At 62.8% G+C, this 16,717-nt stretch carries 15 protein-coding genes and 1 tRNA gene; 5 read left to right on the forward strand and 11 right to left on the reverse strand.

Annotated features, from left to right (window positions below):
• Nucleotides 1-281: 281 nt before the first annotated feature.
• Nucleotides 282-944 carry an RlmE family RNA methyltransferase gene (locus tag AWB74_RS22700; RefSeq protein WP_061148976.1) on the reverse strand — a complete coding sequence of 221 codons (663 nt, stop codon included), beginning with the start codon at nucleotides 942-944 and terminating at the stop codon, nucleotides 282-284.
• Between the two features lie 297 nt (nucleotides 945-1,241).
• Here AWB74_RS22700 and AWB74_RS22705 point away from each other — a divergent pair, with 297 nt between their 5' ends.
• Complete coding sequence (locus AWB74_RS22705; protein WP_061148977.1) at nucleotides 1,242-1,781, forward strand: YhbY family RNA-binding protein; 540 nt, start codon at nucleotides 1,242-1,244, stop codon at nucleotides 1,779-1,781.
• Nucleotides 1,782-1,838: 57 nt separating this feature from the next.
• On the opposite strand, the gene AWB74_RS22710 is transcribed toward AWB74_RS22705, so the two are convergent.
• From AWB74_RS22710 to gloB, 7 genes are all read right to left on the reverse strand, one after another.
• Nucleotides 1,839-2,354: a DUF4149 domain-containing protein gene (locus AWB74_RS22710; RefSeq protein ID WP_061148978.1), complete on the reverse strand. Its 516-nt coding sequence runs from the start codon at nucleotides 2,352-2,354 to the stop codon at nucleotides 1,839-1,841.
• Nucleotides 2,354-2,830, reverse strand: coding sequence for a transcription elongation factor GreA (gene greA, locus AWB74_RS22715; RefSeq protein WP_061148979.1), 477 nt, complete (start codon nucleotides 2,828-2,830; stop codon nucleotides 2,354-2,356). Before greA ends, AWB74_RS22710 begins: the two co-directional genes overlap by 1 nt.
• Before the next feature lie 112 nt (nucleotides 2,831-2,942).
• The gene (gene carB, locus AWB74_RS22720; RefSeq protein ID WP_061148980.1) at nucleotides 2,943-6,197 is read right to left on the reverse strand and encodes a carbamoyl-phosphate synthase large subunit; all 3,255 of its coding nucleotides are present in this window, start codon (nucleotides 6,195-6,197) and stop codon (nucleotides 2,943-2,945) included.
• A gap of 21 nt (nucleotides 6,198-6,218) precedes the next feature.
• On the reverse strand, nucleotides 6,219-7,361 hold the full coding sequence (gene carA, locus AWB74_RS22725; protein ID WP_061148981.1) for a glutamine-hydrolyzing carbamoyl-phosphate synthase small subunit: 1,143 nt from the start codon (nucleotides 7,359-7,361) through the stop codon (nucleotides 6,219-6,221).
• A 348-nt stretch (nucleotides 7,362-7,709) separates the two neighbouring features.
• Nucleotides 7,710-8,960 (reverse strand): MFS transporter, encoded by a 1,251-nt coding sequence (locus AWB74_RS22730; protein WP_061148982.1) that lies wholly within the window; start codon nucleotides 8,958-8,960, stop codon nucleotides 7,710-7,712.
• A 114-nt stretch (nucleotides 8,961-9,074) separates the two neighbouring features.
• A complete protein-coding gene (locus AWB74_RS22735) occupies nucleotides 9,075-10,718 on the reverse strand; it encodes a transglycosylase SLT domain-containing protein (RefSeq protein ID WP_061148983.1) in 1,644 nt (547 codons plus the stop codon).
• Nucleotides 10,719-10,878: 160 nt separating this feature from the next.
• Nucleotides 10,879-11,715 carry a hydroxyacylglutathione hydrolase gene (gene gloB / locus AWB74_RS22740; RefSeq protein WP_061148984.1) on the reverse strand — a complete coding sequence of 279 codons (837 nt, stop codon included), beginning with the start codon at nucleotides 11,713-11,715 and terminating at the stop codon, nucleotides 10,879-10,881.
• A 39-nt stretch (nucleotides 11,716-11,754) separates the two neighbouring features.
• Between gloB and AWB74_RS22745 the strand changes: the two genes are divergently transcribed.
• From AWB74_RS22745 to AWB74_RS22760, 4 genes are all read left to right on the forward strand, one after another.
• Nucleotides 11,755-12,588, forward strand: coding sequence for a class I SAM-dependent methyltransferase (locus tag AWB74_RS22745; protein ID WP_061148985.1), 834 nt, complete (start codon nucleotides 11,755-11,757; stop codon nucleotides 12,586-12,588).
• Nucleotides 12,588-13,049: a ribonuclease HI gene (gene rnhA / locus AWB74_RS22750; RefSeq protein ID WP_061148986.1), complete on the forward strand. Its 462-nt coding sequence runs from the start codon at nucleotides 12,588-12,590 to the stop codon at nucleotides 13,047-13,049. The genes AWB74_RS22745 and rnhA overlap by 1 nt, the downstream gene beginning before the upstream one ends.
• An 18-nt stretch (nucleotides 13,050-13,067) precedes the next feature.
• A complete protein-coding gene (dnaQ, locus tag AWB74_RS22755; RefSeq protein ID WP_061148987.1) occupies nucleotides 13,068-13,805 on the forward strand; it encodes a DNA polymerase III subunit epsilon in 738 nt (245 codons plus the stop codon).
• A gap of 87 nt (nucleotides 13,806-13,892) precedes the next feature.
• Nucleotides 13,893-13,967 (forward strand) — tRNA-Val (locus tag AWB74_RS22760).
• A 91-nt stretch (nucleotides 13,968-14,058) separates the two neighbouring features.
• Here AWB74_RS22760 and AWB74_RS22765 read toward each other — a convergent pair.
• The 3 genes from AWB74_RS22765 to AWB74_RS22775 form a co-directional block, all read right to left on the reverse strand.
• Nucleotides 14,059-14,532, reverse strand: coding sequence for a DUF2214 family protein (locus AWB74_RS22765; RefSeq protein ID WP_061148988.1), 474 nt, complete (start codon nucleotides 14,530-14,532; stop codon nucleotides 14,059-14,061).
• Nucleotides 14,533-14,602: 70 nt separating this feature from the next.
• Nucleotides 14,603-15,433: a hypothetical protein gene (locus tag AWB74_RS22770; protein ID WP_061148989.1), complete on the reverse strand. Its 831-nt coding sequence runs from the start codon at nucleotides 15,431-15,433 to the stop codon at nucleotides 14,603-14,605.
• Between the two features lie 217 nt (nucleotides 15,434-15,650).
• Nucleotides 15,651-16,715, reverse strand: a complete 1,065-nt coding sequence (locus AWB74_RS22775) for a glycosyltransferase family 4 protein (protein ID WP_061148990.1) — start codon at nucleotides 16,713-16,715, stop codon at nucleotides 15,651-15,653.
• Nucleotides 16,716-16,717 lie beyond the last annotated feature (2 nt).

Here is a 16,717-nt window from a genome sequence, read left to right on the forward strand (position 1 = left end):
CCTGGACGCGGGGCTTATCGAACTGCTTGAACACCGTAAACAGCACCAGTGCGATCACGAGCCACACTGCCGCTTTAGAGAACATATTGTTGTTCAAAGCACCACTCCTCACTCATTGACGGGCGCCTACATAAACCTTGCGACGCCACCAAAGCATTCTAATCCAGACCGCTAACCCCTGCCATAAGGTTTACCTACCGCACAAATAGCAGCGGACGGGTCTTTTTCGGCATAATCCGCGAAAATATCGCCGATTTTCGCCGAATCGCTTAAGCGGGCATTCAGTTCGGCCGCTTGAGTCCTCGCCCTAGGATGAAAGTCTCCGACGATTTGTCGCGAGACGCCTTGGGCTTGCGCGGCGCCACCACTTTGAACTGGTGCTTGAACTTCTCCACGATCTGGCTATAACCGCTCCCGTGAAAACATTTGACCAGTAGCGCACCCTCCGGTTTCAGATGGTTCTGCGCGAACTCCAGCGCCAGATCGCAAAGATGCTCGATACGCGCGGCATCCGCACTCGCTACGCCTGAGAGGTTGGGGGCCATGTCCGAAATTACAAGGTCCACCTGCCGCTCGCCGACGATTTCGTCGAGTCGCGCGAGTACGTCGTCCTCGCGGAAGTCGCCCAAGATGAAGTCAACGTCCGCAATCGGTTCCATCGGCAGAATATCCAGCGCGATGATCGTGCCGTCGATGCCGCCCTCGCGCTCGGTATTGCGCTTCGCGCCGCGCGCAAGTTTGTTGCGCGCGTACTGACTCCAGCTTCCTGGCGTCGAGCCGAGATCGACGATCACCTGCCCCGGTTTGATGAGCTTGTCCTGCTCGTCGATCTCCTTCAGCTTGTAGGCGGCGCGCGCGCGGTAACCTTCGCGCTGCGCCATCTTCACGTAGGGATCGTTGATGTGGTCATGCAACCACGATTGATTGAAACGATTCTTTGCCATTCAACTAAGCTCAATTGACGCGCTCCTGGCGCGCCCGGTGCGTATTTTGCTGCATCGCGTGATGCTTTTAGCGGATAATACGCGTCTTGTCGGCCGGACCGGTCATCGGGCGCTCGCGCGCGTCGAAATCCGGCATCCGGCCAGTTCTGTTTCTGATGGGCGGCGGCGCGATCGACCCATGCGCCGTAGATCCGGCGCGAACCGTGCGTTTTCGCGTCCAAGCGTGTTCAAACCGCCTCGCGAGCGCGCTGCGCTCATTTCATGCCGCCCACATTTTAGTCGAGTCCCGAATTTCTCATGCCAGCTCTTAAACTCTCCCCCGCCGAGCGTTCCGATTTGCGCTCCCAGGCCCATGCGCTCAAGCCCGTCGTGCTCGTCGGCGCGGAGGGTCTGACCGATGCCGTGCTGAAAGAGATCAACGTCCATCTGGAAGCGCATCAACTCATCAAAGTCCGCGTGTTCGGCGACGAACGCGAGGCGCGCGTCGAAATCTACGACGAAATCTGCGATCGCCTGAACGCGGCGCCCATCCAGCATATCGGCAAGCTGCTGGTGATCTGGAGACCCGAAGGCGCCGCGCCGAAGAGCCGTGCCACGCGCACCCGCAGCACGATGCCGCCGAGCGCGGGCGAAGCCGCCGATGACCGCCCGGCTAAAGGCCGCGCGCCGCGCACCGTCAAGGCGGTGAAGATCACGCGCGATGCACCCGCGTTCAAGAAGCCCAAGAAGCAGACGCTGAAAGTGCTCGGCAACGAGCGTGTGACGGCTGGCGGGAACGTGAAGCGCGCGAAGAAGCGTCAGTCCAGCGCGAAGCGCCAGCATCAGGCCGTGAAATAAGCTAACGGCGCGTGCGTTCTCAAAAGAACTCACGCGCCGTTTAACTACAAGCAAGATTCAGCTTCGCGCCCGTTTCGCCGCCACCTTGGCCGATTTGCCCTTCGGCACGATCTTGGCCGGCGTCGCGCCCGGCAGGCGCCACACCAGCGCAATGCCAAACAGGCATTCGATCAGATAAATCGCGGTCGATATGCCATGCAGAATGCCGAACTCCTTCGCATACGGCGAACTCGCGAGATCGGTGCCCGCTTCCTGCGCCGCCATGCGCAGCGAGTTCATGAACGGCTGCAACGCAAAGTAGCCGATCAGCACGCAGACGAGCATCGCCGCAACGATCCAGCGCACGCGCTTGTAATCGACGATGCCGCTCTTCACGAAGCGATTGCCGATGACGATCAGCACGAGCGCGCTGATCACGCCGATGATCGCTTCGATCCGGAAAAACTGCGCCGCCACCGAGCCCGCCGTCGTGCGGTCGAGCATCGAAAAGAGAACCGGCGCGCCAATGAGGCCGAGGGTCAGCAGGCTGCCGACCCAGACCATGCTGACGGTGCGAAAGAGCCGGTGCTCCATCAGACGTAGCGAACCGCGATGATTTCGTATTCGCGTGCGCCGCTCGGTGCCTGCACCGACGCCACGTCGCCTTCCGACTTCGCGATGAGCGCGCGTGCGATCGGCGAGCTCACCGAAATGAGACCGTGGTCGATGTTCGCTTCGTCATCGCCGACGATCTGATACGTCACCGTATTGCCCGACTCCAGATCTTCGAGTTCCACCGTTGCGCCGAACACGACGCGGCCTTCAGCCTCGACCTGCGTCGGGTCGATCACTTGCGCGGCGGCCAGCTTCGACTCGATGTCCGCGATGCGGCCCTCGATGAATCCCTGCTTTTCTTTCGCGGCATCGTATTCCGCGTTTTCCGACAAATCGCCTTGCGCGCGCGCCTCCGCGATCGCAGTGATGACCGCCGGACGCTCCACGGCCTTCAGGCGTTGCAATTCGTCGCGCAGCAACTCCGCGCCGCGCTTCGTCAAAGGAATCGTGCTCATAAACCACTCACAAACAATTTCGTCAAAAAAATTACCGCGGTTAAGCGCATCTCCCGGTAAAGGAGACGCCGCTTAACCGCGGCTCGTGTTGCTTAGACCAGTAATCGAAGCCCTAGTTTAGGCGAGCATGCAAGCCTTGTAAATCATAGACTTCCAAATCCCGGAGATACCGCAGCCCTTCGACCGCCGCGCGCGCGCCGGACATCGTCGTGTAGTACGTGACCTTGTTGGCCTGCGCGCTCATGCGGATCGAACGCGAATCGGCGATCGCCGCGCGCGTTTCGTCGACGGTCGTGAAGACCAGCGCGATCTCGCCGTTCTTGATCATGTCGACGATGTGCGGACGGCCGTCTTTCACCTTGTTGACGACCTTCACCGGCACGCCCGCCGCCGCGATGGCCGCAGCGGTGCCCTTCGTCGCGACGATCGGATAGCCGAGCTCGTGCAGCATCTGCGCGACTTCGACGGCCTTCGGCTTGTCGGCGTCCATCACGGTCAAGAGCACCGTGCCCGATTCCGGCAGGCGCGAGCCCGCCGCGAGCTGCGACTTGAAGAGCGCTTCGCCGAACGTGCGGCCCACGCCCATCACCTCGCCGGTCGAGCGCATTTCCGGCCCGAGCACCGGATCGACCGCCGGGAACTTGACGAACGGGAACACCGCTTCCTTCACGCTGAAGTACGGCGGAATCACTTCCTTCGTGACGCCTTGTTGCTTCAGCTTCTGGCCGACCATCGCGCGCGCCGCGATCTTCGCAAGCGGCAGGCTCGTCGCCTTCGACACGTACGGCACCGTGCGCGATGCACGCGGATTCACTTCCAGCACGTAGATGATGTCCTGCTTCGAGCCATCGGGCTGCGGAACTTGCTGGATCGCGAACTGCACGTTCATCAGGCCGACGACGTTCAACGCCTTCGCCATTGCGGCAGTTTGTCGCTTCAGCTCGTCGACGGTGTCCTTCGACAGCGAATACGGCGGCAACGAGCACGCCGAGTCGCCCGAGTGCACGCCCGCCTGCTCGATGTGCTCCATCACGCCGCCGATGAAGACATCGTCGCCATCGGAGATGCAGTCCACATCGCACTCGATCGCGTCGTTCAGGAAGCGGTCGAGCAGCACCGGCGAATCGTTCGATACCTTCACGGCCTCGCGCATGTAGCGCTCGAGGTCGCGCGGCTCGTGAACGATTTCCATCGCGCGGCCGCCCAGCACATACGAAGGACGCACGACGAGCGGATAACCGATTTCTTCCGCGAGCTTCAGCGCTTCGTCTTCGGCGCGCGCGGTGCGGTTCGGCGGCTGGCGCAGATCCAGATCCTTCAGCAGCTTCTGGAAACGCTCGCGGTCTTCGGCGGCGTCGATCATGTCCGGCGACGTGCCGATGATCGACACACCGTTCGCTTCCAGGTCGAGCGCGAGCTTGAGCGGCGTCTGACCGCCGTACTGCACGATCACGCCGACCGGCTTTTCCAGATCGACGATTTCGAGCACGTCTTCCAGCGTCAACGATTCGAAGTACAGACGGTCCGACGTGTCGTAGTCGGTCGACACGGTTTCCGGATTGCAGTTGACCATGATGGTTTCATAGCCGTCCTCGCGCATCGCGAGCGCGGCGTGCACGCAGCAATAGTCGAACTCGATGCCCTGCCCGATCCGGTTCGGCCCGCCGCCGAGCACCATGATCTTCTTCTTGTCCGTCGGGTTCGCTTCGCACTCTTCCTCGTAGGTCGAGTACATGTACGCGGTCTTCGTCGCGAACTCGGCCGCGCACGTGTCGACGCGCTTGTACACCGGGCGCACCTTCAGTTCGTGGCGCTTCTTGCGCACATCGGCCTGATTCGAACCGGTCAGCTTCGCGAGACGGCGATCCGAAAAACCGCTCTTCTTCAGATAGAGCAGTTCGTCGCGCGTCAGGCTCGCAAGCTTGCGGCCTACGAGCGCCTTTTCCTTCAGGATGATCTGCTCGATCTGCGCGAGGAACCACGGATCGATCGACGTCTCTTCGAAGATTTCCTGCATCGTCAGGCCGAGACGGAACGCATCGCCGAGATACCAGATGCGGTCCGGACCCGGCTCGCCGATTTCGCGGATGACTTCGTCGCGGCTCGTGGTCTTTTCATCGAGACCGTCGACGCCCACTTCCAGACCGCGCAGCGCCTTCTGGAACGATTCCTGGAACGTACGGCCCATCGCCATCACTTCGCCGACGGACTTCATCTGCGTCGTCAGGCGCGAATCGGCTTCGCGGAATTTTTCGAACGCGAAGCGCGGCACTTTCGTCACGACGTAGTCGATCGTCGGTTCGAACGATGCGGGCGTCTGGCCGCCGGTGATTTCGTTCTTCAGCTCGTCGAGCGTGTAGCCGCACGCGAGCTTCGCGGCAACCTTCGCGATCGGGAAACCCGTCGCCTTCGATGCCAGCGCCGACGAGCGCGACACACGCGGATTCATTTCGATGACGACCATGCGGCCATCGTTGGGGTTGATCGCGAACTGCACGTTCGAGCCGCCCGTATCGACGCCGATCTCGCGCAGCACCGCGAGCGATGCGTTACGCAGCACTTGATACTCTTTATCGGTGAGCGTCTGCGCCGGCGCGACCGTGATCGAATCGCCGGTATGCACGCCCATCGGGTCGAGGTTCTCGATCGAGCAAACGATGATGCAGTTGTCCTTCTTATCGCGGACGACTTCCATCTCGTACTCTTTCCAGCCGAGCAGCGATTCTTCGATCAGCAGCTCGCGCGTCGGCGAAAGATCGAGACCGCGACGGCAAATCTCTTCGAACTCTTCCTTGTTGTACGCGATGCCGCCGCCCGAGCCGCCCAGCGTGAACGACGGACGAATGACGGTCGGATAACCGCCGCTGCCGGTGGCTTCCGCGATCTGCGCCTGCACGGCGAGCGCTTCTTCCATCGAATGCGCGATGCCCGACTTGGCCGAACCGAGGCCGATCTTCGTCATCGCGTCCTTGAACTTCTGGCGGTCTTCCGCCTTGTCGATCGCTTCCGGCGATGCGCCGATCAGCTCGACCTTGTACTTCTCCAGCACGCCGTGGTGGAAGAGATCGAGCGCGCAATTCAGCGCGGTCTGTCCGCCCATCGTCGGCAGGATCGCGTCCGGGCGCTCCTTCGCGATGATGCGTTCGACCACTTCCCACGAGATCGGCTCGATATACGTGACGTCGGCCGTGTTCGGGTCGGTCATGATCGTCGCCGGATTGCTGTTGACGAGGATGACCTTGTAGCCTTCCTCGCGCAGCGCTTTACAGGCTTGCGCGCCCGAATAGTCGAACTCGCACGCCTGGCCGATGATGATCGGGCCCGCGCCGATGATGAGGATGCTCTTGATGTCTGTGCGCTTCGGCATAACTGTGCTCTATGGTGTTCTTTAGGCGGCGACTTTCGCCGACTCCATCAGCTTGATGAAGCGGTCGAACAGATACGCGATGTCGTGCGGGCCGGGCGACGCTTCCGGGTGACCCTGGAAGCAGAACGCGGGTTTATCCGTGAGCGCGAAGCCTTGCAGCGTGCCGTCGAAAAGCGAGACGTGCGTGACTTTCGCGTTGGCGGGCAGCGTCGATGCATCGACGGCGAAACCGTGGTTCTGCGACGTGATCACGACACGCCCATCTTCCATGTCCTTCACCGGATGGTTCGCGCCGTGGTGGCCGGTCTTCATCTTCATCGTCTTCGCGCCGACGGCGAGGCCCATGATCTGATGGCCGAGACAGATGCCGAAGGTCGGAATGCCACGCTCGATGAATTCACGCGTCGCGCGAATCGCGTAGTCGCACGGTTCCGGATCGCCGGGGCCGTTCGACAGGAAGATGCCGTCCGGATTGAGCGCGAGCGCGTCAGCGGCCGTTGCCTGCGCCGGCAGCACCGTGACGTGACAGCCGCGCTCGGCCAGCATGCGCAGAATGTTGAACTTGACGCCGTAATCGAACGCGACGACACGATACTTCGGCGCTTCCTGCTTGCCGTAGCCGCTGCCCAGACGCCATTCGGTCTGCGTCCACTCGTAGGGCTTTTCCGTCGACACGACTTTCGCGAGGTCCATGCCCGCGAGGCCGGGGAACGAGCGCGCGAGTTCGAGGGCCTTCGCTTCGTCATCGGAACCGGCCAGAATGCAGCCGTTCTGCGCGCCCTTATCGCGAAGAATGCGCGTGAGCTTGCGCGTGTCGATGCCCGCGATCGCGACGACGCCTTGCGCCTTCAGATAGTCTGCAAGCGTCTGCTCGGAACGGAAGTTGGAGGCGAGCACCGGCAGGTCGCGAATGATGAGACCGGCGGCATGGACTTTGGTGGCTTCGACATCTTCGGCGTTCACGCCGTAGTTGCCGATGTGCGGATAGGTCAGCGTGACGATCTGGCGGGCGTAGCTCGGATCGGTCAGGATTTCCTGATAGCCGGTGATGGCGGTGTTGAATACCACTTCGCCGATCGTCGAACCGGGCGCGCCGATCGACTGACCACGAAAGACCGTGCCGTCGGCAAGTGCGAGCAGTGCGGGGGAAAATGACGGCAACACGGGAAGCTCCTTGGGAACACCCTGTTACCGACCTGTCTGTCCGAATTTCTGCTTGGCCTCCCGCCGTTCGAAGAACGCGGGTTTCCTTGGCGCATGGCTGACGGCGGCTCGCGAAGCGCGCATCGCGGCTCGAACCGGCACGCTTTGGGCGTGGCAACGGAGTCTTCAAGCAGGCGATGGGCGGCGTGCGGCGCGCAGTTGATGCGCAGCGAACGACGGTGAATGGGAGGTAGGCGCTAGGGTGCGGGTTGATGTGCTCAAACCTTTGAATTATAGCGTAAAAACGTCGCATTCGCCAGATTTGAGAAAGGTCCGCTTGCAGACTGCTGTCGCGCTGCGCCCTTCCAGTCAGGGCGCGGCGCGCCCCGCTTCGCGGTCGACCTTTTGCAGAATCCGGCTCGGGAAGATGTACCAGACCGCGCTCGCGGCCTGCAGCGCAATCAGCGCGATCCAGACCGTCAGGTGCGCCGACGCCGGATAGCGCCCGCCTTCTGCCGGCCAAAGCGAAAGCATCGCGCCGACGCCGACCTGGAAGCCGAAGATCAACAGGAAGATGACGAGCGTGAGCGTGGTATGCGCGCGACCGATCATGTGCGACGGGAAATACTCCGCGGCAACCGCATAGCTCAAAATCCCCGTACCGCCGAAAACGCCGTACGCCGCAATCAGCACCGAAGGCGGCAACGGAACGCGCAGCACCATCAGCAATTGCGTCGCGACGAACAACGCCATGCCGGTGCCGCAGAACGCGTAGACCGACACGCCGCGCCGCTCCATCCCGCGCGCGGCCGCGCCGAAGCCGATGCAGCCGAACATCATCGCGAAGCCGAGTATCGACACGAGCGCCGCGGCGTGCGCAGGCGTGAGGTTCATCACGTCGAGCAAATAGGGGCGAATCCACAGCGATTGCATCGCGAAGAAAACGCCTTGTGTGACGACGGAAAACGACGCGATCTTCCAGAACACGCCGCTGCGCAGGATGAGCCAGGTGCCTTTGAACTGCGTGACGATGTCGGCGCGATGATGCGGATCGGCCTCCGCTTTGCGCGGCGCGAGCACGACGATCACGGCGGCGACGGCGACCGTGAACACGCCGAGTCCGACGCACACCTGGCGCCAGCTCGCGACGTGCAGAAGCGACGCGAGCGGTGATCCGACGGCGACGTCGCCCAAACCGCCGACTGCCATCGTGAAACCATTGACGAGTGGCAGGCGCGCGAGCGCGAAGTGCTGCGCCGACGCCTTGAACGCCGCGCTCAGGCACACCGACACGCCGACGCCGATCAGCAGCCGGCCGATCATCAGCCCCGCGAGGCCGCGAGACGCGCCGAAAACCCAGATGCCCGCCGCTGCGAAGAGCAGCATGCCCGCGGTGACGCGTCGCGGGCCGAAATGATCGAGCAGCACGCCGACGGGAATCTGCGCCAGCGCAAAGCCGATGAAGTACAGCGAAGTCAGCAGACCGAGATCCGCGGCGGACAAGCCGAGGTCGTGCGTGATGAGCGGCGCGAAGCCGAGATTGACGCCGCGGAACACGTACGAGACGAAGTAGCCGGCGGCGAACAGGAAAAAGACGCGGAGACGAACGGTGGACGGCATGCGAAACGGGCGCTTCTTCGATTCTTCTGGAACGCCAGTTTAGCGGGACGCTTCAAAGAAAACGCCGTCACCTTGGTGACGGCGTGGATTAGCGCGCGGGTGAAACGCCTGCGCTTATTTCTTCTTGCTGCTCTTCGTCGCGGCGGCCGGCTTCGTGGTCTTGGCCGTGGCAGCAGGCTTAGCCGCATGCGATGCCGTCGATGCCGATACTTTCGTCACTTTCCCGGAGGCATGGCCCGACGCCTTCCCGTGCGACGGTTTCGAGTCCGGCACGCGCGTGCCGATCTTCGACACGCCGCCCGACGAACGGCTCGACGCCGCCACCGTCTCGACGCGCGCCGGACCCGGCTCGGCCGGCACCGCACGGCCATACGGCACGTGCAGAACAACGACCTGACCCGGCATGACCATGTCGCCACGCGTGCGGTTCCAGGCGCGCACCTGCGCCGCCGACACGTTGTAACGGTCTGCCAGCGTCGTGACAGCCTGCTTGCGGCGCACGCGGATTACGAGCCTGCGCGTGTCGGGCACGTCGCGCTCGATCGCGAGCATCGCGTTTTGGGCGACGTCGGCGCTGATGTCTTCGTCGTCGTCATCCGTGCGCGGCACGACGATCGTCGAGCCGGGCTTCAGGCGCATGCCCGCCGGAATGCGGTTGACGGACATGAGTGTGTCCGCGTCGACACCGATTTTCTCGGCGATCGCCGCCGGGCGCGAGCGTTCGGTCACGGTGTACGTGGTCCACGACGACAGCGCGCCCGTGTACGACGACAGATTGCGCTGGAACGACGTGGCGTTGTCGAAGGGCAGCAAAATCTGCGGATTGGTCGCACCGAGAATCACCGGCTTCGAGAACGACGGATTGAGCGAGCGGAATTCCTCTACGCTCATGCCGGCGAGCTTCGCGGCCATCGTCACGTCGATGTCGCGCGCGGTCGTGACCGTCACGAAGTACGGATGGTTCGGAATGTCCGGCAGCGTGAGCCCGTACATCTGCGGGTTGCCCACGATGTTCTTGACCGCCTGCAGCTTTGGCACGTAATTGCGCGTCTCGTTGGGCATGCGCAGGCTTTCGTAGTCGGTCGGCAGACCCGCAGCCTCGTTGCGCGCGATCGCGCGCTGCACGTTGCCCTCGCCCCAGTTGTATGCGGCGAGCGCGAGATGCCAGTCGCCGAACATGTCGTGCAGGCGCGAGAGATAGTCGAGCGCGGCACTCGTCGACGCGAGCACGTCGCGGCGCTCGTCCTGCCACATGTTCTGCTTGAGGTTGTAGTCGCGACCGGTGCCGGGCATAAACTGCCACATGCCCGCCGCCTTGGCCACCGACAGCGCCTGCGGGCTGTACGCCGACTCGATGAACGGCAGAAGCGCCAGCTCCGTCGGCATATGGCGCTGCTCCAGCTCCTCGACGATGTGATACAGGTACTTCTGCGAACGCGTGGTCATGCGCTCGACGTAGTCCGGGCGCTGCGCGTACCAGTTGACCTGCATATCGACGAGGTCGCTTTGCAGATCGGGGATCTGGAAGCCACTGCGAATGCGGTTCCACAAGTCGGACGAACCCACGAGCGAAGTGACCGGGGTTTTGTCGACGTTGATGGTTTCCTTGGCTGCTGCGGTGCGGCGAATGGTGTCGGCGACTTGTTGCTGCGAGGCGTTGGAAGTGGCTGAGGCTGAAATTGGATCGGACACTGTCGGTCCCTGGCTCGCGCACGCGGCAAGCATCAGGACGGACAGCGCACTAAGAGTTAGTCGCATGGAACGTCTCGGCTTCCAAAAAATATGCTTGGAAATTTGCAGCCGATGGTACGGAACAGCACTTAAGACGTCAATAAGAATGCGCGCAAAACCCCTGCAAAATCCTGCATCTAACGCCGATTCCAACGTTTCGGATGAGGTTACCCTCAATAGTTATATGTCAGCGGAACTTATCCTTCCAGCCTCGCATCATTCGAAACGCTTCGAGCCGGTCCGAAACCGGCGCGCCGAACTGTGACGAAAGTGTCGCGTGAATCGAGGGAACGTCCGCGCGCAGAAATGGATTCACCGCTTTTTCATGCCCGATGGTCGTCGGCAGAGTCGGCTTGCCCGCGGCGCGCAGCGCCTGTGCATCGTCGCTCCAGCGAAGCAGCGCTGCGTTGTCCGGCTCGCACGCGCGCGCGAAACGAATGTTCGAGAGCGTGTATTCGTGCGCGCAGTGAACCTGAGTGCTCTCGGGCAGCGCGGCGAGCGCGTCGAGCGAACTCAGCATCTGCTGCGCCGTACCTTCGAAGAGGCGGCCGCAGCCGCTCGCGAAGAGCGTGTCGCCGCAGAAGAGATGTGGCGTGCCCTTCGGATCGCCGGCCTGGAAATAGGCGATATGACCTGCCGTGTGGCCGGGTACGTCGATCACGGACAGCTCGAGCGCCGGATGTTCGATACGCACGGTATCGCCGCCCGTGACGCGCGTGGTCAGATGCTCGATCCGCTCCCCGGCCGGGCCATAGACGGGGATGCCACCCTCTGCCGTTCGGCTATCGAGGAGCGCTTTCACGCCGCCGACGTGGTCCTGATGATGGTGCGTGAGTAAAATAGCGGTCAGCCGCCAACCGCGTCTGGCGAGATACGCCTCGACGGGCGCGGCATCGCCGGGGTCGACCACGACCGCATCGCGCGAGTCCGAGACGAGCCAGATGTAGTTATCCTCGAACGCCGGAACCGGCACGTATTCGAGCGCATTCCGAACCAATGCATCCTGAGCAGGCGAATTCTTCATTAGCGAATCCATAGCGATCTTCTATGCGGCAACCCGACCATGTCTGACCGATCGATTATAGACTGGCCCACCTGGACGAGCTCGGCGCCCGGACGCTACGTGCTCGACTGGGAGCAGGCGCAGCTCGATCACGTGGTGTCCGACATCTTCGGCTATCACGCGCTGCAGCTCGGCATGCCGCAGCTCGACGCGCTGCGCGAAAATCGCATGACCGGACGTGCGCTCGTGCTCGACGCCGAAAGCGCATCGAGCGCGCCCTATGCGCCGCCGCGCGCGACTACGCCCGGCGTGAGCGCGCTGCCCGCCGCGAGCGCACCGGATGGCCGCAGCACTGTATGGTGTGATTTGCTCGACCTGCCATTCGAGGCGCAGAGCGTCGACCTGCTCGTGCTGCCGCACACACTCGAATTCTCACCCGATCCACACCGGCTGCTGCGTGAAGCCGAGCGCGTGCTGGTTCCTGAAGGGCAGTTGATCATCCTCGGCTTCAATTCGCTGAGCCTGTGGGGCGCGCGGCAATCGCTCGGCAAGGTGGCGGGAAGGCCGTTCGTGCCGTCGGCGCACGAAATGATCGCCTTCACGCGTATCAAGGACTGGATCAAGCTGCTCGGATTCGATCTTGAACGCGGGCGCTTCGGCTGTTATCGTCCGCCGCTCGTCACGGACAAGTGGTTGCAACGCTATCAATTCATGGAGGCCGCCGGCGACCGCTGGTGGCCCATCTTCGGCGCGGCGTACATGATCACGGCGGTGAAGCGCGTGCGCGGCATGCGCCTCATCGGTCCGCGCAAGCTGAAAAAAACCGCGCTCGCGCCTGGCCTCGCGCCGGTCGCCGCTCCGCACACGCGCAACGAGACTCGCAACGAGCATTGATGACTCAAGAATCCGCATCGAACAAAGTAATCGACATCTACACGGACGGCGCCTGCAAAGGCAATCCCGGTCCTGGCGGCTGGGGCGCCCTGCTCCGTTTCGGCTCGCAGGAGAAGGAGCTGTTCGGCGGCGAAGCCGCGACCACCAATAACCGCATGGAACTGATGGCGGTGATTTCCGCGCTCGAAGCGTTGAAACGGCCGTGCCGCGCGATCATCCACACCGATTCGCAATACGTGCAGAAAGGCATCAGCGAATGGATCCACGGGTGGAAGAAAAAGAACTGGATGACGGCCGCGAAAACGCCCGTCAAGAACGCCGACCTATGGAAGCGGCTCGACGGTCTCGTCGCACAGCATGAGATCGAATGGCGCTGGGTCAAGGGCCACGCCGGCCATCCCGAAAACGAACGCGCCGATGCGCTCGCCAATCGCGGCGTGACCTCGCTCGCCGACAACTGATCAACGAATACGCCATTTATGCGCCAACTGATACTGGACACCGAAACCACCGGCCTCAATGCGAAGACGGGCGACCGGATCATCGAAATCGGCTGCGTCGAGCTGGTGAATCGCCGGCTGACCGGCAACAACCTGCATCTCTACGTGAACCCGGAGCGCGACAGCGATCCCGGCGCGCTCGCGGTGCACGGCCTCACAACCGAATTTCTCTCCGACAAGCCGAAGTTCGCGGAGATCGCCGCGCAACTGCGCGACTTCATCGCGGACGCGGAACTGATCATCCATAACGCGCCCTTCGACGTCGGCTTTCTCGACATGGAATTCGCGCTGCTCGGACTGCCGAAGGTGAGGCAGACGTGCGCCGGCGTGATCGATTCGCTCGCGCAGGCCAAGCAGATGTTCCCCGGCAAGCGCAATTCGCTCGACGCGCTGTGCGACCGTTTCGGCATCAGCAACGCGCATCGCACGCTGCACGGCGCGCTGCTCGACTCGGAGTTGCTCGCCGAGGTCTATCTCGCGATGACGCGCGGTCAGGAAAGCCTCGTCATCGACATGCTGGGCGACGAGCCGTTGTCGGGCTCGGTATCGACGTCGCGCATCGCGCTGGACGATCTCGACTTGCCGGTGATCGTCGCGAGCGCGGACGAACTCGCCGCGCACGAAGCGGTGCTGACCGATCTCGACAAGGCTCTAAAAAGCGCGAGCGTGTGGCGCACCGAACCCGCGCCGGCTGAAGGCGAAGCCGTGCCCGCTTGAGAAGCGGTGCCCGTTTGATTTTTTCGAATTTACTTAACGAAGCACTAGACGGGACGCGAAACGCCTGACATAATCTCGTTTCTCTTCGGGTGGTTAGCTCAGCGGTAGAGCACTGCCTTCACACGGCAGGGGTCACTGGTTCGATCCCAGTACTACCCACCAGAATTCCTGGTGCTGGTAAAGCCAAGACACCGAAGATCAAAAGGGCTCAGGTTTAACGACCTGAGCCCTTTTTCATTTGCGTCGGCGAAGGCTACGAAGCCCACACGCCCCGCGCCATTCCGCTCGCCGCGATCACCATCACCATCACGAGTGCCGCTTCGAGATCGCTCATCCACGCGAAGCGCCGCGCGCGCGTGAGATCGATCGCCCCGCCCTGCGCAAGCGCGATGCGCCAGCGTATCAGCGCGAGCATCGGCGAAACTTCGATCAGCAGAATCACGACGAGCGCCGTCATCTTCAAATGAAATAGCGGTTCGTGCAGATAGTACGCGCCGCCTTTTTCGAATCCGCCGAACGCGCGCATCGCGCCCGTCACGATCAGCACGATCGCGGTGATGCCCCACACCGAATCGGATCGGAATACGTCGCGCAGGCGCAGCTCGTTGGCCTGAATGGACTGCGCGGGATCGAGACGGCGCAACGCACGCGCCCGAGCCAGCACGGATCCGAGCGCAAAGCCAAAAGCAAGAAGATGAAGCGCGGCCAGCAACCAACGTATCAGCATCCTTTCCTCCCGAATGAGACAGGAACGACGTGTACGGCAAGATCGGCTTAAGTCAATGAAATAAGCGAAGTCAGACCTGACGCAGCGTCGCGTCGAGCGCGCGCGCCGCGTTGCGATCGCCTTCGCTGGCGAGCGGCGCACGGAATACGGTGGTGCGATTGTGCCCGGCTGCGGCGGGCGAATCCCACAGCAATTCGACTTTGGGCCGCCGCGCGAGCAAGCCGCGCCGTGTCGCGCTGCCCGAACGAACCGATGGCGCCGCGGGTTCGGTAGCGGGCGTGAGCATCGTCGTTGACGGTGACGCATCCGGCGACGGCGCGGGCCACTTCACCGACAATTCACGCGCGTCGTACTGCCCGAGCTTGCGGCTTTCTGCCCAGACGACAGCCGTGCGCAGAACCGGGTCGAGCGATATCGCATAGCGGCCGATCGCGAAGCGGCGCGCCGCGATGTTCGTGCGCCAGAGCGCGCGCGGCCGGCAGATCCACACGACGACCGCATAGAGCGCCGGCCCGACGACGAGCCAGCCGTTGGTCTCGGCGAGCGCTTGCGTGAAGCGGCGCCAGCCCGAACTCCAGATGAACGCGGCGACGGAAAACATCGCGAATCCGAACGCCAGGAGCGCGAGAAAGCGCAGCGCCTGCCGCAGCCATTGCGGCAGCGGATGCAGCGGCCGCTCGACACGCGCCTTCGCGCCCGGCAATACGATCAGAAGAAAGATCAGGACGAGATTCAAGCACGCCCACGGCGACGACGTCATCGCGCGCAGCGAAGACAGGTAGCCCATCTGCGACATCGAAAACGCCCAACGCGCCGCGAGCACCAGTCCGATTGCCCGCAGGGCGAACACGGTGCCGGCGCCCGGTGCCGGGCTCGCGCTGATTTGCTTGGGTCTCGCCAAAAGAAACACTCCTGTCCACGTACGATGCATGCCGCTTCGCAAGGCAAAGCCCGGTCATTATAGGGAGATTACGGATGTCGTCAGAGGTTTCCCGAGCGTAGCGCGGTCCCGCGCTCCGATGGCATGCCCGCATGTGCTATTACGACAACGCCCCGCGGGCCTTGAGGCGCGCGGGGCGTTGTTTTGCAGCCGATGCCGCCGGGGCGGCAAGACTTGCTTAGCTGGCGTTGACTTCGCGCAGCACGGTGCGGCGTTTCTGGCGCAGCAGCTCTTCGTACACGTTGACGTAGTTGGCCGCCATCACCTTCGACGAGAAGCGCTTTTCGAACGCGCCGCGCACTTTTTCGCGCGACAGCGTGTCCAGACGCTTCACCGCGGCGATCGCGCTCAGCTCGTCTTCGACGACGAAGCCCGACACGCCGTTCTCGATGACTTCCGGCACCGAGCCGCGGTTGAACGCGATCACCGGCGTGCCGCAGGCCATCGCTTCGATCATCACAAGGCCGAAGGGCTCCGGCCAGTCGATCGGGAACAGCAGCGCGTGCGCGTTGCCGAGGAACTCGGTCTTTTCGGCTTCGCTGATTTCACCGATGTACTCGACGTGCGGCAGCGCGAAGAGCGGCTTGATCTCTTCTTCGTAGTAGGCGCGGTCGGCCTTGTCGAGCTTCGCCGCGATCTTGATCTTCATGCCCGCGGCCTGCGCAATGCGGATCGCGCGATCGACACGCTTTTCCGGCGAGATGCGGCCGAGGAATGCGAGATAGCCGGGCTTCACGTTCGGGATCGGCTTGAGCAGATTTTCCGGCAGGCCGTGATAGACGGTCGACAGCCAGTTCGCCTGCGACAGCGGCTGACGCTGGTTGTCCGAAATCGAGATGACCGGCACGTCGCTGAACGTGTTGAAGATCGGCTGCAGTTCGGGCAGATCGAGACGGCCGTGCATGGTCGTCAGGAACGGCACCGGCTGGCGCGCGAACAGCGAGAACGGGTAATAGTCGATGTGGAAATGCAGCACGTCGAATTCGTCAGCGCGGCGGCGGACTTCCTCGAGCAGCAGCATGTGCGGCGCCATCGTGTCGCGGATGGTCGGGTCGAGGCGCAGCGCCTGCGGCCAGAATGCTTCGAGCTTCGCGGAAGTCTGCGAATCACCGCTCGCGAAGAGCGTGACGTCGTGTCCGGCATCCACGAGTGCCTCGGTCAGATAAGACACCACGCGTTCCGTGCCGCCATACAACTTCGGCGGAACAGCCTCGTGGAGGGGCGCGATTTGAGCGATTCGCATGT

The organism is Caballeronia arvi (assembly GCF_001544695.2).
In the GTDB taxonomy this organism is placed as follows: Bacteria; Pseudomonadota; Gammaproteobacteria; order Burkholderiales; family Burkholderiaceae; genus Caballeronia; species Caballeronia arvi.